23 protein-coding genes are annotated in these 24,712 nt (G+C 50.1%); 9 read left to right on the top strand and 14 right to left on the bottom strand.

All coding sequences use genetic code 11. The annotated features are described in order from the left end of the window. The coding region (locus ACN4EG_RS18150) for a hypothetical protein (protein ID WP_431631529.1) at nucleotides 1–318 on the bottom strand (318 nt) is incomplete at its 3' end. A 67-nt stretch (nucleotides 319–385) separates the two neighbouring features. On the opposite strand from ACN4EG_RS18150, the gene ACN4EG_RS18155 reads away from it, so the two are divergent. The 5 genes from ACN4EG_RS18155 to ACN4EG_RS18175 all read left to right on the top strand — a co-directional run bounded on the left by ACN4EG_RS18155 (nucleotide 386) and on the right by ACN4EG_RS18175 (nucleotide 4,126). Then, nucleotides 386–535, top strand: a complete 150-nt coding sequence (locus tag ACN4EG_RS18155) for a hypothetical protein (protein WP_431631531.1) — start codon at nucleotides 386–388, stop codon at nucleotides 533–535. Further along, nucleotides 480–1,064 carry a Uma2 family endonuclease gene (locus tag ACN4EG_RS18160; RefSeq protein WP_431631532.1) on the top strand — a complete coding sequence of 195 codons (585 nt, stop codon included), beginning with the start codon at nucleotides 480–482 and terminating at the stop codon, nucleotides 1,062–1,064. Before ACN4EG_RS18155 ends, ACN4EG_RS18160 begins: the two co-directional genes overlap by 56 nt. Nucleotides 1,065–1,157: 93 nt before the next feature. Continuing rightward, nucleotides 1,158–1,859 (top strand): Uma2 family endonuclease, encoded by a 702-nt coding sequence (locus ACN4EG_RS18165; RefSeq protein WP_431631534.1) that lies wholly within the window; start codon nucleotides 1,158–1,160, stop codon nucleotides 1,857–1,859. A gap of 109 nt (nucleotides 1,860–1,968) precedes the next feature. Continuing rightward, entirely contained in the window at nucleotides 1,969–2,361 is a 393-nt protein-coding gene (locus ACN4EG_RS18170) for a hypothetical protein (protein WP_431631535.1), read from the top strand. Between the two features lie 121 nt (nucleotides 2,362–2,482). Then, nucleotides 2,483–4,126 (top strand): caspase, EACC1-associated type, encoded by a 1,644-nt coding sequence (locus tag ACN4EG_RS18175; RefSeq protein ID WP_431631536.1) that lies wholly within the window; start codon nucleotides 2,483–2,485, stop codon nucleotides 4,124–4,126. A gap of 62 nt (nucleotides 4,127–4,188) precedes the next feature. Here the strand turns inward: ACN4EG_RS18175 and ACN4EG_RS18180 are convergent, their stop codons facing one another. From ACN4EG_RS18180 to ACN4EG_RS18210, 7 genes are all read right to left on the bottom strand, one after another. Continuing rightward, the gene (locus tag ACN4EG_RS18180; protein ID WP_431631538.1) at nucleotides 4,189–4,962 is read right to left on the bottom strand and encodes a transposase; all 774 of its coding nucleotides are present in this window, start codon (nucleotides 4,960–4,962) and stop codon (nucleotides 4,189–4,191) included. A 646-nt stretch (nucleotides 4,963–5,608) separates the two neighbouring features. Further along, complete coding sequence (locus ACN4EG_RS18185; protein WP_431631539.1) at nucleotides 5,609–6,025, bottom strand: KGK domain-containing protein; 417 nt, start codon at nucleotides 6,023–6,025, stop codon at nucleotides 5,609–5,611. Nucleotides 6,026–6,076: 51 nt separating this feature from the next. Then, a complete protein-coding gene (locus ACN4EG_RS18190) occupies nucleotides 6,077–6,442 on the bottom strand; it encodes a KGK domain-containing protein (RefSeq protein ID WP_431631541.1) in 366 nt (121 codons plus the stop codon). Nucleotides 6,443–6,445: 3 nt separating this feature from the next. After that, nucleotides 6,446–6,745: a KGK domain-containing protein gene (locus tag ACN4EG_RS18195; protein WP_431631542.1), complete on the bottom strand. Its 300-nt coding sequence runs from the start codon at nucleotides 6,743–6,745 to the stop codon at nucleotides 6,446–6,448. After that, nucleotides 6,742–7,104, bottom strand: a complete 363-nt coding sequence (locus ACN4EG_RS18200; RefSeq protein ID WP_431631543.1) for a KGK domain-containing protein — start codon at nucleotides 7,102–7,104, stop codon at nucleotides 6,742–6,744. Before ACN4EG_RS18200 ends, ACN4EG_RS18195 begins: the two co-directional genes overlap by 4 nt. Nucleotides 7,105–7,112: 8 nt before the next feature. Beyond that, nucleotides 7,113–9,566, bottom strand: a complete 2,454-nt coding sequence (locus ACN4EG_RS18205; RefSeq protein ID WP_431631544.1) for a dynamin family protein — start codon at nucleotides 9,564–9,566, stop codon at nucleotides 7,113–7,115. Between the two features lie 142 nt (nucleotides 9,567–9,708). Then, the gene (locus tag ACN4EG_RS18210; RefSeq protein WP_431631545.1) at nucleotides 9,709–10,539 is read right to left on the bottom strand and encodes a metallophosphoesterase; all 831 of its coding nucleotides are present in this window, start codon (nucleotides 10,537–10,539) and stop codon (nucleotides 9,709–9,711) included. A gap of 284 nt (nucleotides 10,540–10,823) precedes the next feature. Between ACN4EG_RS18210 and ACN4EG_RS18215 the strand changes: the two genes are divergently transcribed. Beyond that, nucleotides 10,824–12,395, top strand: coding sequence for a hypothetical protein (locus tag ACN4EG_RS18215; RefSeq protein ID WP_431631546.1), 1,572 nt, complete (start codon nucleotides 10,824–10,826; stop codon nucleotides 12,393–12,395). Between the two features lie 70 nt (nucleotides 12,396–12,465). Here the strand turns inward: ACN4EG_RS18215 and ACN4EG_RS18220 are convergent, their stop codons facing one another. Then, on the bottom strand, nucleotides 12,466–13,992 hold the full coding sequence (locus ACN4EG_RS18220; protein ID WP_431631548.1) for a YifB family Mg chelatase-like AAA ATPase: 1,527 nt from the start codon (nucleotides 13,990–13,992) through the stop codon (nucleotides 12,466–12,468). 99 nt (nucleotides 13,993–14,091) lie between these two features. On the opposite strand from ACN4EG_RS18220, the gene ACN4EG_RS18225 reads away from it, so the two are divergent. Beyond that, nucleotides 14,092–14,442 carry a histidine triad nucleotide-binding protein gene (locus ACN4EG_RS18225; RefSeq protein WP_431631549.1) on the top strand — a complete coding sequence of 117 codons (351 nt, stop codon included), beginning with the start codon at nucleotides 14,092–14,094 and terminating at the stop codon, nucleotides 14,440–14,442. A gap of 10 nt (nucleotides 14,443–14,452) precedes the next feature. Further along, on the top strand, nucleotides 14,453–15,046 hold the full coding sequence (recR, locus tag ACN4EG_RS18230; RefSeq protein WP_431631550.1) for a recombination mediator RecR: 594 nt from the start codon (nucleotides 14,453–14,455) through the stop codon (nucleotides 15,044–15,046). Between the two features lie 111 nt (nucleotides 15,047–15,157). Here recR and ACN4EG_RS18235 read toward each other — a convergent pair whose 3' ends face one another. Continuing rightward, nucleotides 15,158–15,712, bottom strand: a complete 555-nt coding sequence (locus ACN4EG_RS18235; protein ID WP_431631551.1) for a response regulator — start codon at nucleotides 15,710–15,712, stop codon at nucleotides 15,158–15,160. Between the two features lie 432 nt (nucleotides 15,713–16,144). On the opposite strand from ACN4EG_RS18235, the gene lipA reads away from it, so the two are divergent. Then, nucleotides 16,145–17,113: a lipoyl synthase gene (gene lipA / locus ACN4EG_RS18240; RefSeq protein ID WP_431631553.1), complete on the top strand. Its 969-nt coding sequence runs from the start codon at nucleotides 16,145–16,147 to the stop codon at nucleotides 17,111–17,113. A gap of 106 nt (nucleotides 17,114–17,219) precedes the next feature. On the opposite strand, the gene ACN4EG_RS18245 is transcribed toward lipA, so the two are convergent. From ACN4EG_RS18245 to ACN4EG_RS18260, 4 genes are all read right to left on the bottom strand, one after another. Beyond that, nucleotides 17,220–18,416 carry a hypothetical protein gene (locus ACN4EG_RS18245; RefSeq protein ID WP_431631555.1) on the bottom strand — a complete coding sequence of 399 codons (1,197 nt, stop codon included), beginning with the start codon at nucleotides 18,414–18,416 and terminating at the stop codon, nucleotides 17,220–17,222. Nucleotides 18,417–18,757: 341 nt separating this feature from the next. Continuing rightward, nucleotides 18,758–19,291, bottom strand: a complete 534-nt coding sequence (locus ACN4EG_RS18250; RefSeq protein WP_431631556.1) for a hypothetical protein — start codon at nucleotides 19,289–19,291, stop codon at nucleotides 18,758–18,760. Between the two features lie 1,315 nt (nucleotides 19,292–20,606). Then, nucleotides 20,607–21,590 (bottom strand): RNA polymerase sigma factor, RpoD/SigA family, encoded by a 984-nt coding sequence (locus ACN4EG_RS18255; RefSeq protein WP_431631557.1) that lies wholly within the window; start codon nucleotides 21,588–21,590, stop codon nucleotides 20,607–20,609. A 1,339-nt stretch (nucleotides 21,591–22,929) separates the two neighbouring features. Further along, nucleotides 22,930–24,702, bottom strand: coding sequence for a helicase HerA domain-containing protein (locus tag ACN4EG_RS18260; protein ID WP_431631558.1), 1,773 nt, complete (start codon nucleotides 24,700–24,702; stop codon nucleotides 22,930–22,932). Nucleotides 24,703–24,712: the final 10 nt, after the last annotated feature.

Below are 24,712 nucleotides of genomic sequence, written 5' to 3' on the forward strand. Positions count from 1 at the left end.
GGGACGGTGTTGGTCTAGGCCCCAGGCGATTGCGGGGAAGATGCCGAGGAGGGGGAGGAAGATCCAGGGGCGTTTGCGGATCCATTGGCCTAGGGCTTGTTTGGTGGAGATGCTGGGGGTGGCTGGGTTGGGCTGGGTGAGTTCTTGGACGAGGGCTTCGTAGTCGGTGGAGTCGGGTTCGGCGGGGTCGAGTTGGGGGACAGGGGAGACGATGGTCTTCGACCGACTGGAGGTCATCGTAGGGTTAGCATCGGGCATGGGTTCCCCGGTGGGGCGGGTGGGGGTGGCTGATTTCGATCGTTTGAATGGGAAGTTCACCGCTGTTTACCTTTTGCTAACCCGTGGAAAATAAGCGTGCCTGTTTAATCAAGCCGTCCAGCTTTCTATGATAGCGATCGAGGTTACGGATTGGCAGGTTTGTGATGGGGTGGGGGAGAACTGGTTAGACTGGAGGATGATGGATCTGCGGGAGGTGGGTGATGGCGCTATTGGCGGAACCGTTGACGATCGCGGCTTCGGCGGTGTTATTAAGTGATGAGCAGTTTTATCAGTTGTGCCGTCAGAATGAGGCGCTGCGGTTTGAGATGTCGGCGGAGGGGGAGTTGATTGTTATGTCTCCGGTGGGTGGGGAAAGTGGGAAGCGGGAGTCGCGGTTAATTGCGCGGGTGGATGTCTGGAATGAGGCGTCGCAGTTGGGTGAGGTGTTTAGTTCTTCGACGATTTTTCGGTTGCCGAATGGGGCAAAGCGATCGCCGGATGTGGCTTGGGTGCGGGGCGATAGATGGGCGAGTTTGACGCGGGAGGAGCGGGAACAGTTTCCGCCGATCGTGCCGGATTTTGTGATTGAGTTACGGTCTGCGACGGATGGGTTGGCGAGTTTGCAGCGCAAGATGGTGGAGTATCGCGATTGTGGGGTGCGGTTGGGTTGGTTGATTAATCCGCAGGATGAACGGGTGGAGATTTATCGGCCTGGGGTGGATGTGGAAGTGGTGGAGTTGCCTGCGGTGCTGTCGGGGGAGGAGGTGTTACCGGGGTTTATTTTGGCGTTGCGGCGGTTTGAGTAGGATTCCCCTAATCCCCCTACCCTGCGGGAAGCCTAGCTACAAAGGGGGACTTTAAAGAATCAGGCAAGACTTTGAAAGACTTTGAAAAACGTTGTGGGTGATTATTCAATCCCGGAGTGGACGTTTTTTAGGAGGGAAGGGGATGGTGTTGGTATTCGCGTATATGAGGGAGGTGGGGTGATGATGGTGTTGGCGGAACCGTTGACGATCGCGGCTTCGGCGGTGTTGTTGAGTGATGAGCAGTTTTATCAGTTGTGTCGTCAGAATGAGGCGCTGCGGTTTGAGATGTCGGCGGAGGGGGAGTTGATTGTTATGTCTCCAGTGGGTGGGGAAAGTGGGAAGCGGGAGTCGCGGTTAATTGCGCGGGTGGATGTCTGGAATGAGGCGGCGCAGTTGGGTGAGGTGTTTAGTTCTTCGACGATTTTTCGGTTGCCGAATGGGGCGAAGCGATCGCCGGATGTGGCTTGGGTGCGGGGCGATAGATGGGCGGGTTTGACGCGGGAGGAGCGGGAACAGTTTCCGCCGATCGTGCCGGATTTTGTGATTGAGTTGCGGTCGGCGACGGATGGGTTGGCGAGTTTGCAGCGCAAGATGGTGGAGTATCGCGATTGCGGGGTGCGGTTGGGTTGGTTGATTAATCCGCAGGATGAGCAGGTGGAGATTTATCGGCCTGGGGTGGATGTGGAAGTGGTGGAGTTGCCGGGGGAATTGTCGGGGGAGGAGGTGTTGCCTGGTTTTGTGTTGGCGTTGCAGCGGTTTGATCCCCCTAATCCCCCTTCAAAAGGGGGACTTTGAAGATATAGGGGAGGTTTTAGCGTGGCGCGATCGGGAAAGTTACCCGGATTAGGGAGATGGTGAGAGTATAATCGGACAAAATGTTAGGTATTGGCTGGAGGTTCTTGAAATGGCGCAGGTATTGATTGATTTGAATCAGGCTGGCTTGGATTTGGAGCCGGAAGAAATGGAAGCCTATGCACTGCGGCTGGCGGAGGAGTTGCGGGAGGATTTGGCAGAGGAGGCGGGGCTGGCACGGGAAGAAGATGTGCCGGAAGGGGCGATGTCTGGGGCGGCGGCGTTTCTGTTGGGGATTTTGAAGGCGGAGGTGAATGCGACGAATCTTTTGGCGGTGATGAAGTGGTTATGGAATTTGCGCCCGAATACGGTGTTGAAGCTGAGTTATAAGAATGGCGATCGGGAAGTGAATCTGGAATATCGCACGCAGGAACAACTAGAAAAACAAATAGCAGCTTTAAAAGACATTGATTCGTTAATGGTGCAGTTAATTCAAACGAAATAGGAAGTTAATCAAAATCATTGCGTGGATTGCGAAGTGGGTGGATCCCCCCTAGCCCCCCTTAATAAAGGGGGAACCGAGCCACACTAATAGGAACCTCACCGAAATTGTTATTTGTAGGGTTATGGCACGTAAGGCGTTGTTGATTGGGACGAGTCAGTATCTAGATGGGTTTAAGCCGCTGAAGTCTGCGCCCCATGATGTTGAGGGGTTGAAGGCGTTGTTGGAGAATCCAGAGATTGGTGGGTTTGATAATGTGCAAACGCATCTGGATACAGATTCTGGTACCTTGGCGACGACGATCGAGACTTGGTATTTAAGCCATGCCAAGGATGATTTTGTGCTGTTGTTTATTGCGGGGCATGGGGTGAAGGATGCCGATCGTCGGTTGCATTTTGCGACGACGAATACCCGGAAGGTGGGGGAGAAGTTAATCACCACGACGGCGATCGCGGCGCAGAGTGTGAGTGGTTGGATGGGGGCGAGTCGAGCTAGGCGACAAGTGGTGATTTTAAATTGTTGCTTTAGTGGGGCATTTGGGGATTTGGTGCCGATGGATGATGGCGCGATCGATGTGGAGGCGGCGATCGGGGCGGAAGGTCGGGTGGTGATGACTTCGACGAGCGGGATGGATTATGCGTTTGAGCGGTTGAATGGGGGGGAGTTATCGGTCTATGGTCATTATTTGATGGAGGGGTTGCGGACGGGGGCAGCGGCAGCCGAGAGTGATGACATTACAGTGGATCACTTGCATCGGTATGTGAGTCGGAAGGTGCAGGAAGAGGCTCCGTCCATGAGTCCCAAGATTTTTGCGAAGGGGGAAGGGTATCAATTGCGGATTGCGAAGGTGGCGCTGGGGGATCCGCAGGTGCAATACCGGAAACAGGTTGAAAGAATTGTTCAGGAGGATGAGGGCGAAATTGATGAAGTTTTTAGTCGGCCAATCCTAGAGGAATTCCAGAGTAAGTGGAAATTAGATCGAGAAGTTGCGCTGACAATTGAAGCCGAAGTTTTGGAACCGATTCGAGAATATCGATCGAAGTTAGTAAAATATCAGTCATTGATAGAGAAAGCAGTTCAACATAAGTATCCGTTTGGAGAGCGGGAAAATAAACGATTAGAGCAATATCGAAATTTATTAGCGTTGGCTGAAGGAGATGCCGCGCAGATTTTGGAATGCACGATCGCGCGCTTGTCGCCTCAGGAATTGTCTAAACCTAAACCACCTGAGGTTCAGGGATATTCTGAGCCAGCAACGCCTATAACGGAGCCAATGAGCGCAATTGACGCAATTCCCTTAAAATCTGAAAAAGGCGTGAGTTATGAAAAGCTGCGTGAGTTGTTGAAAGCGGAGAAGTGGGAAGAGGCCGATCGGGAAACCTGGCGGGTCATGCTGGAAGTGGCGGGTCAGACGAAGCGAGGATATCTATCATCGGATGATATAGAGAAATTTCCTTGTGCGGATTTATTGACGATCGATCGGTTGTGGGTGGAAGCCAGCAAGGGATACTTTGGGTTTTCTGTGCAGAAAAAAATCTGGCAAGAATGTGGAAGCCCGATGAGCACGGGGAAAGAGTGGGATAACTTTTGCGCTAAAGTGGGGTGGAAGAAAGGAGGCAGCTACGTGAGCTACTCAGACTTAACGAAAAATCCTCTTCATTCTCCCGTGGGAGAATTACCTTGGTGTTGTTCGGTGGCGGGTAGAGTTCGAGTGGTCTCTTCTTCTCTCGCGCAGAGACTTGTGAACTGTAGCACGAGCCAGTCCTAGGAATTTCTAAAGTTTTGTGACTGCGTTAATTTCTACATAACAATGCTCCTTTGCGCGATCCGTTACCTGTTATCCTGCGATTTTAAAGCCTTTCTGGAAGAATAATTGTATTGCTCACTGGTATAGACCGGATCAAAACAATTCGCCAAGACAAATTTCTCCGCCACTTCCCGAATTTCCTCCAGCGGCGCGTCCCACTCCTCCCATAGCGACCTTTGGCCGGGACTCACCTTTTTGGGTTTACTTCGGCTCCGGATCCGGGCCAGTAGTTTACTGCCCCAACGGTTCCGCTTCTCCGGTTTCGGCTGCGGTTTATAATGCTTGCAAAACTTGCGATACGCCTCCGCACACAGTTCCAGCGTCACCCCCAACGCCAAAAACGCCGGATGCCACTGCGTCAACCCATCATCCGTCAGCCGATCATACGTCCCATAATTACTAAAATCATAGAAAAATCCCTGCTGCACATTCGCTGCCTTCGGGTTGCCATGGATATAGCGCAACGTATTCAACGCCCGTCGCGTCTCCGTATTCGCAAACCCCGTCGCATGGTAGCGCTTCTCCCAAAAGTGCCCCGTCCGGTTCAGCATCCGATTCAGACACATCGCCGTGTACCAATTCAACCAATGCATAATCTTCGGCAAATCCTCTACCCGCTGCGGTTCCAGCAGATAATGCACGTGGTTACTCATGATGCACAGCCCATACAGCTTAAAGCCATATTTCTCCCGACAGTGCGACAGCGCATAGAGCAAAATTTCCCGACATTCCAACCGAGTCAATCGAAACTCCCGATTATTACACCGCACCGTGATGTGATAACTCAATCGCTGCATTTATCCAATCCCAACAACAACCTCCCTAGTAATCCCAGAGATTCATTGCGGTATTGTCCATAACGTCGATCGCGGGTGTTTGATCCCCCTAAATCCCCCTTCAAAAGGGGGACTTTGAGAAAAATAGATTAGAAGTACAGATTTTATAATCTTTCCTCCTATTCTTTTGCATTTACTCTTGTTCCCCCTTTTTTCGTATTTACTCTTGTCCCCCCCCTTTTGAAGGGGGGCTAGGGGGGATCTGCTCCTCTAACGCAGACAATCAAACCATTACAGCATTCAATCCTGCGTTAGTCGCACATTCATTGTAGTATTAGCCGTAACGTCGATCGCGCGTGTTCGATCCCCCTAATCCCCCTTCAAAAGGGGGACTTTGAAAGGGTTTTTCCGGTTCCCCCTTTTTTAAGGGGGGCTAGGGGGGATCTGCCCCTCTAACGTAGACCAGCAAACCATTACAGCATTCAATCCTGCGTTAGTCGCACATTCATTGTAGTATTAGCCGTAACGTCGATCGCATTTGTTTCGATCCCGCTAAATCCCCCTTTTGAAGGGGGATTGTATAGTTAACCTAAGCAGGTGGGGTGACCTACCTGCTTAGGTTAACCAATCCCAATCGTGATTCGATGTGTTTTTTCAGACATAGGGACTATTGGTCAGATATTGTTTGTCGAATTTCGTCTAACGGTGAGGCTTGAGATTCTGAGTTGGGAACGGCTTCTACAGGTTCTTCGGGTTCATCCGGCTGAAATTCTAAAACTAAGCGAACCTTACCAGACACCCACTGAGATTTTCCTGGTTCCAGAAGCTTACATTGAATCCCTTCACCTACAATCTTTTCCGAATCGCTCGCGTGCATTACAGTTGTATTAAGACAAAGCCTCCTCTGAATTCGATAGAGTAGTCTGCGAATTACAAATGAATCATCCCCTAACATTTCATAGTGCTCGCCATAGCATCGAAAATCAAGAACTCCGTCATTACAACTTGATAGGTCAATTGGTTGTGGTTTAGTCATAACTGTGTGTGGATAATGATTGTAATCAGGGTGTAGCAGGTAGCTCATTGGTCACGAGATGGCTACCTGCAAACCAAATCTTGCTCAACGCAAGTGGTATTAATCATTGGAAATTTCTTGACGAATTCCATCTAAAGGAGAAGTACCTGAATCTGAGATAGGCGTTTCTTCTGATGGCTCTGGTTCATCAGGCACAAATTCTAGAGCAAGCCTTACTTTGCCAGACATCCATTCAGAGAAGCCAGGTGCCAGTAGGTTACAGGATACACCTTCACCAATCAAAAGGTGTCCTGTCTCAGAGTTTAGAAAGTAACTACCTTCATTGGTTAGTTTTTGCATAACACGATAAAGAATCGTTGAAGCAATGAGAGCATCATCACGCAGTAGATCGCCTTTTCCGTTATGCCTTACAGCAAGAACACTATCATCACCACTTGGTAAATAGATCGATTTTGGATTAGTCATCACTTACTCCCCTAGCTGAAACTGTCGAATCTGATCAAGATCGTTGAGTTCGGTTTCTGGTTCGTCAGGACAGAAGGCCAACACGAGTTTTAGTTTACCTTTCTGCCACGGTTGCCCAGGTCGAAGTATTTCACACGCTACACCTTCCGTATACAAAGTATATTCTTCATCGCCGCAACTTCCTTCCGCGTTGGCAATCCAATCCTGATGACGAAACGTTGATTGGGCCATGATATAAACCCCATCCACCTTATCAACGGTAATGACATCATCCTGAGTCAAGAATTCAAGTTTCGAGTTCATACCACGCCTTCACTCCGAATTGCATCTAGCACTGAATCAGAAAACATCGACTTCTCAGCTTGCAATTCCTGGATATCAGATTCATCAGGACAAAACTCCAAATAAACCCGTAGCCTCATTCGGCCTGAAACCCAGCCATTGCTCGATGGCGTCATTATCTGCCCAGGAACGCCTTCATGAGTGAACAACCGAGTACTCAGATAGGGTTTACCTGAAACATCATATTTTTGACCCAATACCCTAGCAATTTGTAGCCAAAGCTGCTGCGCTACAGAAGCAAGACTTGTGATGCGAACAACACTCGAATCACAAGCAAAAACCCCTTCTGTTTCATGCTCGATCGCTCTAAATTCCTGCATGTTTCACCCTATGATCCGATCGAATCCATTGTGCCCACAGTCAGAACCTCCGATGCGTCCCCAGGCAGTGACCCATCTACCTCTGCATCCTCAACCAACGGTAATCGATGGCGATCGAGCTGCATCGCTTCCAAACAAGCATTTACCCCATTCACCGCCTCGTTATACACCGCCATCTTCTGCTCCACCTTCGACAACAACCGTTGATTTTGCCGGATCTTATCCTCCGCCTCCTTCTCCAACGTCTTCGCTAAATAGCCCCGCGCATGGTCATACTGCTGCAAAATCAACGACATCTGATCCGCCGCATTCCGCAACAAACACACATTCAACGTCTGGTTAATCACCTGACGGAACGATCGCATCACCGTATCCTTTACCTTCTGCTCAAAATCCAACTTCAACAACTGACGAATCGCCGCCTCCGCCTCCACCATATTGTTGAAATCGTAGCCCCGACAAGCCTGCTGCAACGTCTGCCGCAACTGGAACATCGACGCCGTCCCCTCCGCAAAAAACTCAGGCCGCTCCCGCACATAGCGATCGCACTCCGTCCGCGCCTCATTCATCAACGCCGCGATCGCCTGCTCCTCTAGCTTGCGTAAATTCTGCTCCAGCCCCCCATCGTTCCCCAGCATCCGATACAACCTGCGGTAATAATCCTGCTTCTGTACCCGATGGATTAACTGCTGGAAAAAGTTCGCCACAATCTCCTGCGAAGACTCCACCAACACATCTTCCAAGCCATTCGCCAAATAGTAAAACGCCTCCGCCAAAATCCCCAACAACGGCACCACCGAATTGCGTCGATGACTCGCCTGGGCCCGCTGATGCACCGCTGCCACCGAAAACGTATTCAGCAACTCATCCAAACGACTTACCATCCGCGCCTTCAGCTTTTTGAAATCCGTCTCAAACGCTGTATTGCCATTGCTGCCCACAATCTCATTAATGACATCCTGAATGTGCGCCTGAAAATCATCGCCCACCTGCTTCAGTTCCCGACCTAACTGTTGCAACTCCTGATCCTTCAGGGCAGAAATATCTTGAGGCTGCGACTTGAGGCCATGCCAACTTTCCAAATACGTCTTCCGCAACGCAATGCACAATGGTTGCAAATCATCTGCCAAATTCGCCAACAGCATAGGCCGCTTTTCCTCGGTCAGATAGCGCGTAATCTGACTCCGAAACGTCTCAATGCCACTGTCCTTAATCAACTGCTCAACCAGCGCACCCCCATACTCGCCCAAAATCCGCACGTAGTTTTCATTCGGCGTTTCATAGCTCCGCACATCAATGCGAAAACGTTCGATCGGTAACTTGCCCGAACTCGAACAGTAGCGATTAAACTCACTGACAAACTGTGGCGTTTCCGTAGGCGACCCAAACAGCGAATCCAAACCAAAGCGATCGGCCCCGCTAGTTTGCCGCAACTGACTGCCCCAAAATCCCAACAACCCACTCGTTTTATACAGCCGATTGGAATCCTTAAACTGCTCCTGAATCAAGCCTTCCAACCGTTGGCGCAATTGCGTGTTATACCAAGTCTCATCCACCCGGTTAAACACATAAAACACCCGATCTCGAATCCCTGGATTACTACGAATTCGTTCCAGCATCGCCGTTTCTTCACTCGTCATATCCCCCGCAGAGGCCGCCTTCAGCACACAGACCACTGCTGAGGTATCGGGATGCTCAATCTTGCTGTAGGTCAACTCAGCGTCTTTTTTAACCGGCGCATCAATTCCCGGTGTATCCACTAAAACATTGCCATCTTTCAGCAAAGGATGATTGCAATAGTATTCCACCCGCTTGAGAACCGCACTATTGGATCCCCGCCGAGCATAGCTAGCCGCCTCTTGCAAATTCGCGAAATTAAACTGTTCCATCGATAGCGTTTTATTCGCTACTGTATCGATGTAATTCCGGTTTTCAATAAAACCCTTGAGCAAATATTTCAGTGCACTGGCTTGCTTGGCCCGATCGGACTTACTTTCGCCACCTTCCGTCTGAATAATATCCTGCATCTTGCCCAGCAAGGTTTCTATTACCGAACTGTTATTGATATTAACGACGGTTTCAATGCCTAGCCGTTGTAATAAAATTTGGACTTGCTCCCGAATTTCCGCCTCGGACAGGAACGTAAGCACCACCCGTTCTGCATTCGGTTCCGCATAGGCGATCAAACATTCCGTTCCCGTCGCATGACCCTCCGCGCTGTACAACAATTCCCGTTCCAGCAGCGCATTAATCAGCATCGACTTACCCGCGCTAAACGCCCCCGCAAACACAATCTCAAAGGTCGGCGCGATCGCTTTTTTCAAAGATGCTTGGATCGATGCGGTTTCCACCTGAGCCTGAAGCGTCGGTTCCTGGCCCAACAGTTGAAATAAGCGATCGACCTGATCTTGCAACCCTTGGCACTGCGGGAGGGACTGGAGCGGCAATGTACTTGACAGCATTGGAACCATCCTTAAAATTAGCTAGATGTAAGCTAACGTCAAGGATGCCCAATTCGCAACATTAAGGTGCAATTTTTGCCAAATCTTAGAGGCTCCATCAAGAGTTGGCCAACCCTGCGGAATTAGGTCACTGGTGTTGTGGCTAGGTGTCTAATGCTGCGGCGTGGAGGGTCAAGACGGTCACTTCTGGGCGACAGTTGAACCGCAGTCGAGGTCTGGCCATTCCCACCCCACGACTGGTGTATTGAATCAAACTGCCCACTTGATACTGCCCGATCGGATATTTACGTCCCAAGGGTGGCGTCACTCGTTTGTAAAACGGCAGGTAAACCTGGCCACCGTGGGAATGGCCGGATAATTGCAAATCAAAGCGTTCCGTCGCCGCAGTTTCATCCGCGAAGTCTGGTTCATGGGCTAGCATAATGGCTGCACCCTTTTCTGGCAACTGTTGCAATACCGCTGGTAGATCATCCTGTTTCGCCCAGACATCTCCCACCCCTGCAATTTGCAATTCAGAATTACCTCGATAAATCGTATGAAATTGATTTTTTAATACATCTACACCGACACTCCGTAGCGTTTCCGTTAGCAATTGTGGTTTCGTCCATTGATCGTGATTGCCTAATACCGCAAAACTACCATCTTTGGGTTGTAATTCTGCAAAAGCTTGCAAGGTAGGTGCATACTTTTCCGCTGCTTTTGTCACAAAATCCCCTGTCAGCATGACCGCATCAGGATTTTGTTGATTAATGGTTTTAACTACATCCGCCAAGCGATCGCGGGTCATCCATGAATCGGCATGAATATCCGTCACTTGGACAATGCGATAGCCTTCAAATTCCTGGGCTAAGTGCGGTAACGTGATGGGAACTTGGACGACATCTAACCATGCAGGCTCAACTTTGCGAGCATAGGCAATGACGCAAAAGATAGCCAAAAAAATGACGACGAGGAACTTGAGTAAACGAATCATGGTAACGCTGAAGTGGAGATGACGACGCTGACGAACCGACTGCTTTAGTAAAGCATAGGGATATGACGATCGACTGACTGTGATTTGACAACTCGATATTTTTGGATTGTTAATCTGCAAAGACAGGTTGGGTTTGGGTCGCTGTCATTAAAGTTGCTGGATAGCGATTGAAATTGCCGAGGAGCAATAACCTCGTATCAAATCCTGTAACTGAGTCGTAGATGGGCCTCACCTGACTCATCATCAAAGTGAACAGCTAGACAGGTTCGCTCCTGACCTTTCCTATGACACCTCCTCGCCCCCTGTACTCCTTACTCCTGAGCCTGGGTTTCCTATGCATGTTGGCTTTACCCAATGCCAGCACAGCTAGTTCGCCCCCATCCCAGCTTCTCAAAGAATTTCCTGCGGACAGTTTTGTGGACTTACTCGATCCCGCGATCGTGCAGGATCAACGACTCTTTTTTACCGCTGATGATGGCCGCACCGGACGGGAACCTTGGATCAGTGATGGCACTCCAACGGGAACACGATTACTGAAGGACACGTTACCCGGTCGTACCACTCCCCGATCGGGTAATCCGATCGCCTTCTGGCCAATGGGGTCTAGCGTTTGGTTCCAAATTGATGATCCTGCGCAACCCTGGTGGCAGAGTAATGGTCAAACCACTCAGCCGATCGCAACCCTCAATTCCACCCTCAAACGCATCCAACCGCCGAACACCATTCTGGCGGTGAGCCAACCTTCCCCTCGGCTGCTCTTCGCGATCGCCACTGCCCAAGGCGCAGAACTGTGGCAAAGTACCGTCCAAAACCCTACCCCGCAACGCTTTTACCGCTTTCCGAGTACCGCCGTTGGGTTTCCTCCCCAGCTCTTTACTGTGGCGGGTGCCCAGACTTTCTTCGCAGCGGCTGATGCTCAGGGAACCCAGCAACTCTGGCGCACAGACGGTACCCCCAAAGGCACGATCGCCCTGAAATCGCTGAATCCTGCCGCGGAACCCTTTACCGTTTGGCAAAATCGCATTTACTTCCAAGCGGAAACCCCGCAACAGGGTTGGGAATTGTGGACGAGCGATGGCACGATCGCAGGTACCCAACTGATTCAAGACGTTCTGCCGGGGCCTGGATATTCTGCCCCAAGATTGCTCACGGGAATCAAACAACGATTTTTCTGGGTCGCGAATGGCCCTCAAGGGGAAGAACTTTGGGTTACAGAAGGTCAGCCCAACCAAACTCGTCGGGTGAAACGTTTGACAAATCGGCCTAGCTTTCGGGCAGAACGTAATGTTGTTGTTGTGAAGAATCGTCTGTTCTTTAGTACCGTCGCAGCAGATGGCAACGTCTATCTTTGGTTAACCGATGGCACAGAGGCAGGCACCCGACAACTGACCCCCCAAGGTTTATTCAGTCTCACGCATCTAACGGCAGTCGGCGATCGCGTCTTTTTCAGTGGCACAGGCCCCGATGGGAGTGAACCTTGGGTCAGTGATGGGACAGTACAAGGAACTCGGCAAATTAAGGATCTTGCTCCAGGGACAACGGTGATTGCTGCGCCCTGTGCACCACCGCCCTTGGGTGAACGGAGGAATTGTCCACCGCCCACCCCGGTTGCCAACTCGTCCGACCCCACCCGGTTAACGGCCTTTCGCGATCGACTGTATTTCATCGCCCACACCGCCGAAAAAACGCAACTCTGGCGCACAGATGGCAGCGATCGCGGCACAGAGGCGATTTTGGATTTAGCGCCCGCTGCCGCAGGTCGTCCCAGTCCCCAGATCATGCAAGTTCGAGATCGCTTACTGGTCACGGGATATCAGATGGATAAAAATCGGCTGCAACTGTGGTCAATTCGTTAGCCATGAGCATTGCTAGAATTCTGGTTTTCCAAAGCTGCGGATGGAGATCGATCGTGACGACCTGAAATCGCTACTGCATACGATCGATCGTGCGGTATTGAATCGCTTCAGCCACATGTTGAGCTTGCAGGCGATCGGCTCCAGCCAGATCAGCGATCGTGCGGGCCACCTTCAGGATACGATCGCTACCCCGCACCGAAAGCCCCAACTTTTTAATTGCCCCTTCCAGTAACCCGCGTGTACTATCGTCCAACTGACACCATTGGCGCAATTGCTGGCTTTGCATTTCCGCATTACAGCGCAGGGGAGTCCCAGCAAAACGCTCCTGGGCCGCAGTGCGCGCCACTTGAACCCGCGCTAAGACCGTGGCAGAATCTTCCCCAGTGGTTTCGTGAATAATTTCCTCAGGTTTGAGGCGATTCACCCGCACCTGTAAATCAATCCGATCCATCAATGGCCCAGACAGTTTAGCCCAATACTTTTCCCGCACATTGGGGGAGCAGGTACAAGCCTGCACCGGATCCCCAAAATAGCCGCAGGGACAGGGATTGGTACTCGCCACCAACGTGAACTTCGCCGGAAAGGACACCGACTGCCGCGTGCGCGAAATCGTTACATGCCCATCTTCCAACGGTTGCCGCAGAAATTCCAAAACATCCCGCTTGAATTCCGTTAATTCGTCGAGGAATAAAATACCTCGGTGGGACAGGGAAATTTCCCCAGGTCTGGGAAAACTCCCCCCACCCACCAGTGAAGGCCCCGAGGCGGAATGGTGGGGGCTGCGAAAGGGCCGCTGACAGATCAGAGATCCTTTGGATTTCAACAGTCCCGCCACGGAGTGAATTTGAGTCACTTCCAACGCTTCCTCAAAGGTCATCCTGGGTAAAATTCCCGGTAGACGCCTTGCCAGCATGGTTTTTCCGCTTCCTGGTGGCCCGACAAAGATTAAGTTATGCCCCCCGGCTGCCGCAATTTCCAAGGCACGACGGGCATGGGCCTGACCTTTCACATCCCGCAGATCAAACCCCACGATCGCCCCTTGGTTCAGCTCCGCCTGACTGTCGATCGTGGCAGGCTTCACCGACTCCGGCTGATGGAGAAATTCCACCACCTCCGCCAACTGTTTAAAGCCATAGACCTCAATCCCCTGCACCACCGCCGCTTCCCGCACATTATCCGCTGGAATGATGAGCGATCGAATACCGAGTTGTTTCGCCGCTGCCGCGATCGCCAGTACCCCTGCCACCGGACGCAAACTCCCATCCAGCGACAGCTCACCGAGAAATAAGCAATGCTCCAGGGCATCCATGGGCACCTGCTCCGAAGCCGCCAACACACCAATGCTAATCGGAAGATCAAAAATGGGGCCTTCCTTGCGCAGATCTGCCGGGGTCAAGTTGATCACAATCCGCCGCATGGGAAAGGCAAATCCAGCATTTTTAATTGCCGCTTTCACCCGCTCTTTAGACTCCTGCACTGCTGTATCGGGCAAGCCTACGACCACCATTCCGGGCATATTGTTAGAAACATCGACTTCGACCCCCACCTTTAGGGCATCAATCCCCATGAGGGACGCACTCCAAATTCTCGACAGCATGCAACTCGCTAAATGATGGATTTTGCTTAGAGTTCCCGGCTTTTTCAAGATTCCTTACAGAGATTGCTTACAATAGCGACAGCAGCACTTAAAAAGTTTATGAGTGAGTCGAACGATACCATTTTCGGCAGAATTATCCGCAAGGAAATTCCCGCAGACATTATCTATGAAGATGAGTTATGCCTTGCTTTTCGGGATATCAGCCCCCAAGCACCAATTCACATTCTGTTAATTCCGAAGCAGCACATTCCTAAATTGGCAGATGCCACAGCAGAAGACCATGCATTGCTGGGGCATTTACTCATTAAGTCCAAGGAAATTGCCGCCAAAGAAGGCTTAGCAAAAGGCTATCGGGTGGTGATCAACACCGGTGAGGACGGCGGCCAAACGGTGTATCATCTGCATTTGCATATCCTGGGTGGGCGGAGTTTGGCTTGGCCCCCCGGTTGATGGAGAACTGATGTATACTCGCCCCCTTGCCCGATTAATTGAACATTTGCAGCACTTGCCAGGAGTTGGGCCAAAAACGGCTCAACGTCTGGCTTTGCACATTCTGAAACGCCCATCGGATGAAGTCGCAGCCCTAGCTCAGGCCCTTTTGGATGCCAAAAAGCAGGTGGGGCATTGCTCGGTCTGTGGACATTTGTCTGCTGAGCCTATCTGTGAAATTTGCAGTTCACCCAAACGGGACGATCGCCTCCTTTGTGTCGTTGAAGATTCCCGCGATTTAATTGCCCTGGAAAAAACTCGGGAATACAAAGGCAAATACCATGTCCTAGGCGGGCTAATTTCACCGATCGATGGCATTGGCCCCGAGCAATTGAACATTCAATCTTTAGTGCGACGGGTGAGCCAGCAATCGATCCAAGAGGTGATTATGGCCATCAGTCCCAGTGTGGAGGGCGAAACAACGACGCTGTATGTTGCCCACTTGCTGAAGCCATTTACAAAAGTAACGCGCATTGCCTTTGGGTTACCCATGGGCGGAGATTTGGAATATGCCGATGAAGTGACGTTAGCGCGAGCCTTGGAAGGTCGTCGGGAACTGGATTAAGCCTTGGACAACCCCTTGCCATTCAACGATCCTTAAAATCGCCCTCCAGTTCACTGATGAACCAGAGGGCGTTAAACTAAGCAGGTTAAAGAAACTTTGGGACTGGCTGTTCTATTTCAACTTGGACTTAATGAAGGCCAAAATTTGCCCCTGTTGTTTCTTCAGAGCTTCAACTTCTGCCTGCAACTTCGCGACTTGCACTTTGAGCGCTGCCACTTCACCGCTCGCATCCCCCGTTGCAGCAGCAGCAGGGGCGGCAGCAGCAGGGGCAGCCACTGCTGCTGGACGACGTTTGGACTTGCTCATAGCCGCTTTAATCGCTTCGATGAGCTGCTTTTGGTCAAAGGGCTTTTGGACAAATTCAAAATACTCAAACGGCTCTTGGAGCTTTTCCGTTACTTCTTCCTTTCGTCCAGACATCAGCACCAAAGGAATGGACTGGAGATCGGGTTGGGCTTGGATCTGCTGATATACCTCCCAGCCACTCATTCGAGGAAGCAAAAAGTCCAGCATGATTAGGGTGGGCCGCTCTTGACGCACAAGGTTAATTCCCTGCACACCGTCCTTGGCTTCCAGAACGTCAAAATTGCCCTTGGGCAGCATATCGCGAACCATGTTCCGGATCACGGCGCTGTCATCAATCACTAGAACCTTATGACTTGCCACAACTAAACTCCTCTGCGGGTGACTGCGGAATTAATAAAAATGGGGTGAAAGACAATCGGGTGAAAGCGTTTCAAGGCAGCGGCTGTCCAATCCGAAGGCTAGATGAAACCCTGACAAGGACCCGACAGACGGGAAACACTCTTGCGCCTATTTTTTATTGCCTGCTTTGTTGCCTATTTTTAGGATGAAGCTAAAAGTTCAAATAATCACACTCTACTTAGAAAACTCTCCTATGACATTACTTCTAGCACTAAATCCAGGGAGCGACTCACTCATTTTGATCGGCTCCCCCATTGAATTATGAATGGATTTTGCATTTTGTGATCTGAATCTTGAGTCATCCTGGCTGGCTCCCCTAGCCGCACTATCGATCGAGTATTATATTGATTTTGTCCGCACCCTTAAACAATCGATTCTATTGTGCCCAACTCTATGGCTGCTGACACTAATTCTCCGATTCCTAGCCCTTCTCTAGCCAAAACGTCGCGATCGCGGGTGGATCGTGCCGTGGAACGGTCGGAAATCCAAGCCATGCCGTCGTGGTTGCGGAGATCGATCGGTAAAGCCAGCGAGATCTCAACGGTTCAGCAAATTATTAAGCAACGGAATATCCATACCATTTGTGAGGAGGGTCGCTGTCCCAATCGGGGCGAGTGCTATGCCCAGGGAACGGCAACCTTTTTACTAATGGGGCCGACTTGTACGCGATCCTGTGGCTTTTGTCAGGTGGATAAGGGACACGCGCCGATGGCATTGGATCCCCACGAACCCCAAAAGGTCGCGGAGTCTGTGCGGCTCTTGGGATTGCGCTATGTGGTACTGACCTCGGTGGCGCGGGATGATCTAGAAGATGGGGGGGCTGGTTGGTTTGTGGCAACGATGGCGGCCATTCGAGCCACTAATTCAGCCACACAAATTGAGGTGCTGACACCAGATTTCTACGGTGGACGGCAAGAAGATCTGGCTCCGGAATCCCTACAAGCCCAACGGGTCAAAACAGTCGTTGAAGCTCGGCCCGCTTGCTATAACCACAATATTGAAACGATCGAACGCCTCCAGGGAACTGTGCGGCGGGGTGCAAAGTACGATCGCACGCTGCGGGTGTTGCAACTAGTGAAACAATTTGACCCCACGATTCCGACGAAATCGGGGCTGATGCTGGGCCATGGTGAAACGGAAGCCGAAGTGATCCAAACGCTAAAAGATTTGCGATCGGTGGGGTGTGATCGGGTCACCCTAGGGCAATACATGCGCCCCAGTTTGGAGCATTTGCCCGTGCGGAAATATTGGCATCCTGAGGAATTTGAGAAGTTAGGCGCGATCGCGCGGGAATTAGGCTTTTCCCATGTGCGATCGGGGCCCCTGGTGCGCAGTTCCTACCATGCAGGCGAAGAAATATAGGAGCAGTGGGTGGATTGGTTACCCGTCGGATTGTGGTCAGTGTGATGACTAACCACAATTTTGGTTCCGGTTGTTGGTTTAACAACTGGAACTCCTAACAAATTCGCTATAAAGCCGCCAAAATATCCTGCTCGATTTGCCGAATAGCCGTCATGACGCCTGAATCAGGATGGTTGAGTAGCACTTGTTTCACATCCTGGAGATAGGTCGCTAAATTTTCCCGTAGGACAGGCCGATCGACCTCCACGGTGTGGCGATAGTCCCAGACATCCCAGGCGAGAATCCCTAAACCCACGATCGGATCAAGGGCCGCCGCACCCAATTCTGCGGCGACAGCTCCTCCCGTTTTTGCAGCGACTTTCGAGGCAGCAGCCCCAGCAAACTTGGCACTGGCTTTACTCCCGAGTTTTCCTAGGGAAGCCATAACGATCGGTTTGGCCGCTAGGTAAGTCCCACCACCCGCCAGCGTTTTTAGGGAGAGGCTCGACACGGTGCCTTCGCTGCCTAGGGTCAGGGAAATATCACTGAGGTAGCGATCCCATTGGCCCTGGGGAATGTGGTATTTGGTTTGCACCGCCCCGATCGACTCCCGCAGGGCCGCTAGGTATTGATCCACAGTCTGATTGGTAATGACTTCTAAGCGTAGTTGGGCATTCTTGGGCACGAGTACCCGCTTGGAAAACTCTTTTTCAAAGGATTCTGACAAATGGGTAATCACAGCCTCTTTACCGCTGGCTTGCTTAGGATCCATCCGGTGGATCGCCCAGCCATAGCCCCAGACAAAGGGCGTACTGAACTCCATGCGCTTCTGATTGAAAAAGTCGAAGTACCAATCCAGGAAATTTTCAATGCGCGGTTCCAGTTCCACTTCCCATTGGGTGAGGGCTTGGGAGGCATAGGTTTCTGCTACCCCGTGGGCGGTTTGTAAACTCTCCGCGATCGCCCGATCGACTTCGCTCCAGTCCGGGGCCGTCACAGCGACTTCCTGCACCACTTCGGGCACTTCCGGGACGCGGTGAACCAGGGACTGATCAATAATGTATTTCCCAGCCAAAGGAATGAGAACGATCGCTAACACGATCGCCCAAATAAACGGTTGCAGTGTTTTAATCAGTTGGGTAATGGCTTGAATGCGCTCGGTTCGATCCGCATAGGAATTTGGGCTGGATCCTGACTCTGCTGGAGGATCTACAGGCTGAGCCACCGTTGGGGACGTTAAGTCTTCTTTAGGATCAGTAGCTTTTGAAGGGGGGACTTTTGAAGCCGCGATCGCAGACGCTTTGACTTTTTTCGACTGACCCATGGGCGGAACTCAAGATGGTGCAGAGGCAATATCAACCAATGCCTTTAACCTTATCAGAGGGGGGCGATCGGGTTCAAACTCAACTAGTCTTTTAATCCCCTACGATCGCACCATATCGCACTCAAACCACACCGCACTCAAACGAACGGATGGAGGTTGCCTTGAATCAAGACTCCCCACCCTATGACGGACGGGGTATTCCGCGCGTTGGATAAAAGACTTACGTCGAGAGCTTGGCTCCGACATAACCCAACAGATAGTTCAATACTCTAAAAACTTCAGAAAATTTCTGCTAGAGCCATTTCCTGAAGTTTTTCTAAAAATTCTGAATAAACGGTGAACTACAGATTTGAGCCAAAGTTCGCCTTGCACATCTCAAGAATTCGGTGATCATTCTCACTAACTTTTTCTAAGCGCTGAAATCCCTGCAATCCAATTTCTGCTTGAGCAGGATTCCCATTGGAGGCGACAACAGAAGTCCGATCGAGGGCAATTTCAAAGGGCGTTGCAGCAGGTTCATAGGCTCCACGAACCGTTAATGCCAACTGATTAGCCTGAAACTGACCATAGGCACAATCAAAGGAAGAACTAGGCATATACAACGCGCCTAAAACTTTACCTTGCTTAACCTCAAAGACAAAATAGGCTTTACCCAAGACTTCCGGCTGAGCCGATTCCCCATACAAATAGACGCCATCACTTAAAGGAGCAGAAGATACAGCAGGGGAAACAACTGCGGGAACAAGAGCAGGCGCTTTTTCAGTATTCAATACCTTAGCAGATTGCATCGACTCAGCATTAGCGGGGTGAGCAGCTATTGCCGATACAGTTAAACCTAGGGTTAGAGATGCAATGGTTAATAGACGTGAAAACATTCCAACCTTTGCAACCGCCTGAGTATCACACCATTTAGAAAACACGTCCATAAGAGCATCTCTCACAATAGAAATTTTATTAACGATCGACCTAGGGCGTGGAGTCGTAACCCTAAGGTGTGAGTGTGTTGCAATGACTAGATTCAGCGTTGAGATAACCGATTCCAGAAAGTTGCGAACCGAAACCTGTGAAGAATTTATATATTCTCAAGGATCCCAGTTATGCAAATTGTGCTTCCGCTAGAACCTTGTCGAATTACACCCCTCAAGTGGGTAAGATAGCTCTTGAGGAAAACCAACAATTGGACTCAGAACATTCGATTCAGAACATTCGATTCAGAACAACTAGATTCAGAGAGACTCTGTCCTGAGAGCGTTAGATTTTAGGGAAGAGTTAATTTGCAAGCCAGAAGCTTTCCATATAGTCATCAAATCATCTTTCAAAAGGAATCGCAATGCGCAAAAGTGCCACTCTGCGATCCGACCACTTCATCTAATTAGATAGATTTATTTATCTTAATTCGCTTGCTTCTCCTCAGTTCCAACACCACTTAAAGCTTTACAAAGCCTCAAGCTTGCAAGGTGACTTGTAGCCCGATCTAGGGAGAATAACCACCTATGAAACTGGTCTAAAGGGGTTGTTGCTGATCAATCATTGCGTTACTCTAGCCCTGAACTGAATCAAAAATTCGTACTTAACGATTTAGCAATAGAGCCACAACCCATCTGGAATACAGCCATCTTCGGTGTCTGTCACAGTGAAACCGCTATCACTCTAAGCGGACCCTAACCTCAACCCTTTTAACGATCCACAGGGCAATGGACTGTCATTAAACACTTTGATTTAAACGCCATGGAGCACAGTTTGAAGACCGTATAGATTGCCATACTCATTCTCGATCGGATCAAGCTTGTGATTTTGATCACGCGAATGAGTGATTTGTGCACTCCTAGAGCAAGTGGAATTGTTGAGTTAATGTAATCTTTGTTGGATAAGTTAATGAACGATGATGCTTTAAACAATGTTACAGACAACCTGTCTGGAAATTCTTGAAAGAATTGGTTGAGTAGCATCGTGATTTAGATCACCATGAACCGGATCACCCATTTCAGGGAACAGCATATCAATAAAATTCCACGTAGGTAGGTGGTTGATGGGGATATCATTTCTTAGCAAAACCTGAGGGTTGCGATCCATAAAAAAGGAGCGCGATCGCGCTCCTGACTCAGTGTAGTTGTAGTGGTGTGGTTGTGATGGACGGGAAAAATTGGTACTACAGCACCAATCTAGTGGATCTGGCTAAACGAGCCCAATTTAACTGGCCAGATACTCGCGCACCATAGCTTTGCGACGACGCAGGTGATCCAAGGCTTGCCGCTCCAGTTGCCGCACCCGTTCCCGGCTGAGGTTCAACTGTTCGCCCACTTTCGCCAACGATCGCTCGATGCCGTCTTCCAAACCGTAGCGCAGCATTAGGACTTCCCGTTGCTGAGCGGTTAGATCTGCAAGTAAGTTATGCAAGTCTTGGCGAAGGAGTTCCTGGGTGGTGTAGATCTCTGGGGAAGCGCCATCATCCTCGAGCAACTCTTGCAGCTCGGTATCTTGGTTGTCGCCAACCCGCAGATCTAAGGAAACCGGTTGACGCGCCATGATGAGGTAATCCCGAATTTCCTCCGGGGCCAAATCTAGCTCCGCAGAAATCTCAACTACGCTGGGGCTACGACCCAAACTCTGTGCTAACTCTCGCTGCACGCGCTTAATCTTGTTTAGTTTTTCGGTGATGTGGATGGGCAAGCGGATAGTGCGGCTTTGTTGAGCGATCGCGCGGGTGATCGCTTGACGAATCCACCAGTAGGCATAGGTCGAAAACTTGTAACCTCGGGTGGGATCATACTTTTCCACCCCCCGTTCTAAGCCTAGGGAGCCTTCTTGAATCAAATCCAGGAACTCTAAGTTGCGCTTTTGGTACTTCTTCGCGATCGACACCACGAGGCGCAGATTGGCTTCAATCATCTTCTGCTTGGCTCGCCGACCCCGCTGAAAGATGTTTTTAATCTCAGCTTCATTGATCTGAGCGTGCTCAGCCAATTCGCGATCGCTGGGTTCGTGATCCAAAGTTTTCGCAAGACTGGTCTTTTTGTCTTGCAGGGCCATCATTTGCTGCACTTGTTTACCATAGACAATTTCTTGCTCATGGGTCAGCATAGGCACACGACCAATCTCATGCAGATACGTCCGCACCATATCTGCCGTATAAGTCGGGCTGGGATGGGTTTTTTTAGAAGTGGCAGTGGTCATGGTGGCAAAACTCCGTAACAGGAAATAGGGGGGACGAATCCAGAGGGATCAAAGACCTCACTAACGCATTCAGAGGGTGGATATCTTTAACAGAGCATTGAGTTTTACAGAGCACCTTCAAGGAGAACAATGCAGCAATCTGCAATTAACTCTAACCAGTGAGGAGATAATCTACGACCGTCAAAAGTGTGACTCAATGAAAGCAACTTGAACTGAGGTTGACGATAAAGTCAGACATAGAATGAAGCTTGACTTCGGAAGCCCGTATGAGAACGGAAAAGATTCTTTACCCGATCTAAGATCTGGCTCAAAGATCTCATTCGAAGTTGTTAGAGACTTCACTAGTTGTTAGAGACTTCACCCAAAGTTCAGATCAGACCTTAGCCTTCAAACTAAATCTCAACCCTTACCTACCCAAACAGGAATCAGCGAGATTCAAATTCTGGCCCATACTTTGAAACCTCTAGACAAGCAATGATAATCAAAGTCGAAATGAGTATGAGTTAATCATATTGCAAAACTTGAAGCTAGTAAAGAGAGTAAATGTGCTTATTCCAAAGGATCTTGTGGACAACGAAGTGATGCAAGGATTACTAGTCAAGTTGGCTAGCTGTCTGAGGGAAACTAGGTTGATTGCCTTTTTCTTCTCAGGCTTAAGGTCTGGTAAAACCAGGTATTATCCTAGATAGAAATGGTTGTCTGAGATATATCAGAATCTCTCTAACATTCCATTTTAGGTCACTTCATCATCGCAATTTAACTTCCCTAGCGCTGTGGGATAACCGAACTTCCCGAAAGGAAATTTAGTAGGGATTTCTCTACCTAGACTCGGAGTAGAGCTAATATCTGAAAAGGCTTCTCTATCAAGGTTTTGACCTCCTTGGTACACCGCATAATAGCCAGGTGTTTTCAGCTTAAATCGTTAACGTGATTTCCATATCTCAAGAATATGACTGAAGTATGACACTTCAGAATACGCACTTGAGATGGAGACAGATTTATATCTACAAAAAGTTCCTGAATTTATCCTATGAAAATTGAGTGGAGAAAGCAGGAAATTTCTTAAATGACTCTAAAATCTCGCACACAATTAACCTGGTAATCACTCCGATAAAACTCAAGTAACCTGACAAAACTAGAATGACAGGTTGTAGAAGAATGTCCTTCAGCAAGTTCCTGAGTGAAGTTGGAGTAAGAAGCTTTCTAAGAGTAGTATAGTTAGATTGTATTATAAAGTACTACAAAAGTCAATCCCTAAAGGCAGAATCAACCGCTCAATATACGTATCCAAATACCGATCCAAATACCGATCCAAATGCCGATCCAATACAACCCCAACTTAAAACCCCAAATCAGCCTTCGCGGCAAGGGCCGCTTCTAAGACAGCTTCATCGGTAACGGTCGTCCAATCAGTATCGCCGATCGCGGCATAGAAGGCTTCGTCGTAGGGCCGGGTGCGAATGACTACAGGCATAGGAACCGCATGGCCCAAGATCAGCGCCTGTTGTTTAGAGTCCAGTTTCGCCAGCACCGATCGCAGGGCTTGGCCGCCGGAAACCCCAGTGAAAATGGCGTCAATGTCCTTTTCGTCGTTGAGCAGGGCTGTAATTCGGGTTCCGATCTGCGACATGACTTCGTTATCAATTCCCGAGGGTCGCTGGTCAACCACCAAGAGCGTGACAAAGTATTTCCGCATTTCCCGCGCGATCGTGCCGAAAATCGTTTGTCCAACGGTGGCCGGATCGAGAAAGCGATGGGCTTCTTCGATCGTAATCATCAATTGGCGGGGGCGATCGTCAATGTTTTTAGTTTGCAAGAAATGTTCGGCTTTCCGCACGTAGGCAGCATGGATGCGGCGGGCAATAATATTGGTCGCCAACATATAGGAGAGCAGGTTGGATTGAGAACCAAACTCAATGACAACGTGCTTACCCGCTTCAATGCATTCCAACACCTGGCCGACGTAATTGTGGGGACAGGAATTGCGAATGTACTTCAACGACTCCAGCCGAATCAGCTTGCGTTGCAGCGCCATGATGGAGGATTTATTGCCCATCTTGACTTCGCAGAATTCCTGAATTTCTTCATTGCTCATCGTCAGAAGACGGTTAATCCAGCCTTTGCCAAATTCGTTGCGTAGGATTACCGCATTTTCCAAGCTGGTTTCCGAGAGATTCAATTCTCCCCGTACCAACGCAAGATCTTCCACTTCAATTTGGTCATAGCCGATGTAAAGTTCCTGGGCATTGCGAACGCCGCGCCGTTTGGTGGAGTCGGGGTCAAGGGTAAAGATTTCGACTTTGCCGGGAAACAGTTGGCATAATCCCTTCACGGTACTAAAAGCTTTACCTTCGCGGGTTGCTTCCCAGCCGTATTCCGAATGCATATCGAAAATTAGATTCACGGCGGCCTGTTTGCGCACTACTCCCGCCAAAAGCAAACGAGTTAAAAAGGATTTACCCGTCCCAGATTTACCAAAAACGCCATTGCTGCGTTCCACGAAGCGATCGAGGTCGAGGCAGATGGGCACAGCCATGTCGATCGGTTCCCCAATGGCAAAGTTACGGCGGTGGGGGTCGTCTTCCCAGCCAAACACCGCACGGAAGTCCCGCTCGCTGGCGTCATACACTTGGCTAAAGTGGCTGGGAATGGTCTTAACCGGCAGGAGTTCGATATCGGCGTTGGTGTTGGGTTGGTAGGATGCGGCGGCAACGGTGGAGCGAGTGTTGGGAATTTTGGCCTTGGCTTTGGTGGATTTTTTAGCAGAGGTTGTTTCGGCAGCATTCTCAGCGATCGCGGGAGCTACCCGACGCTTCTCGTCATTGATCATCAGCATCGGAGCCAGTTCGATCGTGCCGTAGGTGCCGCTACCCGCCAAAACTTCCTGCAAAAAAGTATTTGCCGGATCGGGCGGATTAGCTAGGATCCGTTGGCTGGCTGTCCCCAAGGTTACATCGGTCAACATACAGAAAAAGCGAGATCGGGTTCCTTGGACAACCAAAAATTTGCCCACCCGCATTTCTTCCACCGAAACATCAGCGTGGAGGCGAACTTCGAGTCCCTTACTTAGGGAGCCTTGAATAACAGAACCGAGGGGTTTTTCTGGATGCATGGCAGAGCAG

Origin of the sequence: Alkalinema pantanalense CENA528, from assembly GCF_050753345.1 — a bacterium.
In the GTDB taxonomy this organism is placed as follows: domain Bacteria; phylum Cyanobacteriota; class Cyanobacteriia; order Leptolyngbyales; family Leptolyngbyaceae; genus Alkalinema; species Alkalinema pantanalense.